The sequence below is a fragment of the Flavobacterium sp. AK-301 genome, assembly GCF_058310215.1.
Genome location: NZ_JBZEES010000037.1, coordinates 1 through 1,204, shown reverse-complemented (window position 1 = coordinate 1,204; position 1,204 = coordinate 1). Strand labels below are relative to the sequence as shown.

Here is a 1,204-nt window from a genome sequence, read left to right as displayed (position 1 = left end):
GCAAGATGCTCGCGCCAGCAGAAGAATATCTTTCCACATTTTTACACTTTTGTGTAAACTTATTTCAGGACAAGACACTTATTTATTTTAAAATGTTAGAATTTTGCTATACAAACTCTAATGACACGGATGATGAAATTTCCAAACCTGTCATTCCTGCATCTAATAATACATCTATTAGTCTTTCTGAAAAAAATGCATGTGTAGATACTTGCGTAAATATAATATCTTCATTTTGAAATTTTTTATCAATTGAAATTTTTTCAAATCTCATTAAAGGATTCTCTTGTAATTTTTCTAGAAAACTAGAATGATCTTTAAAATGATAATATTGAAGATCTTTTGAAATTTTATGGCCAGTAGAGAAATTTGAATTTCTATAATTTATTTCTTTTATCGTAATAACTTTTTTGAAAAAAAAATAATATTTTTCCTGTATATCTTCTATATCTAGCTCAAAAACTTTATAATCTCCTATATTAAAACATTTAATTACATCTAGAAATCGTTCACTAATCACCCATCCAAAAGCCATAATATTAGGAGTATATCCCATAATATCAGTAAGTTTTGCTTTCTTTAGCATTTTGGCTTTGATAGGAGAAATATGAATATCAAAACCTTTTTGTTGTTCTTCCCAAAAAGATTGACTATCAAAAAAATCATAAAATTGAGATATTTCAGGATCTTTATTTAATATTTTCTTATCTAATTCAATTTGATAAATTCCATTATTTACTCCTATTATTTCCGGCTCTGCGGATACATCAATCGCTTTATACATAATTTGAATCTAATTTAAATTTCTAAAATATTCATTCATATTCTGCCCTGTTAATTTATAATTATCATAAGCCTGATTTATTTTACCACTTAATTGCTTTTGAAGATTTTTAATAGAATTTGCATTTAACCCTTCAAGACGTTTAAGTTTATTTATTTCTTTTATTACATACTTACTATATTGTGGATGATTTCCATGAAATCCTGAGGGTAATTTTTTAAGATTTTGCCCTATATCTCTTTTCATAATATTAGCTAAATGTTTATTTAAATCTCTAAACACCGCTCTAGGAATAATATGATGTCTTTGGATATTCGCTGTTTTCGCTATAAGCTTAGTACCTCCCCCCCGCTGGCGCGAGCATCTTGCTCGTGACCACATAAAACTATTTCCTAAAGTTAAAATAAACTAAAACATTAC

The 1,204-nt window shown here is 27.2% G+C and carries 2 protein-coding genes; both read right to left on the bottom strand.

Features of this window, described 5'->3' with window-relative positions; translation table 11 throughout:
* Nucleotides 1-106 precede the first annotated feature (106 nt).
* The gene (locus AC4FQX_RS15120; RefSeq protein ID WP_491168553.1) at nucleotides 107-784 is read right to left on the bottom strand and encodes a hypothetical protein; all 678 of its coding nucleotides are present in this window, start codon (nucleotides 782-784) and stop codon (nucleotides 107-109) included.
* Nucleotides 785-793: 9 nt separating this feature from the next.
* Complete coding sequence (locus AC4FQX_RS15115) at nucleotides 794-1,165, bottom strand: AHH domain-containing protein (RefSeq protein ID WP_491168552.1); 372 nt, start codon at nucleotides 1,163-1,165, stop codon at nucleotides 794-796.
* Nucleotides 1,166-1,204 lie beyond the last annotated feature (39 nt).

Bases quoted from the DNA above. Each gene is read 5' to 3' on its own strand.
- AC4FQX_RS15115 (WP_491168552.1), bottom strand. From the start codon at position 1,165: ATGTGGTCACGAGCAAGATGCTCGCGCCAGCGGGGGGGAGGTACTAAG.
- AC4FQX_RS15120 (WP_491168553.1), bottom strand. From the start codon at position 784: ATGTATAAAGCGATTGATGTATCCGCAGAGCCGGAAATAATAGGAGTA.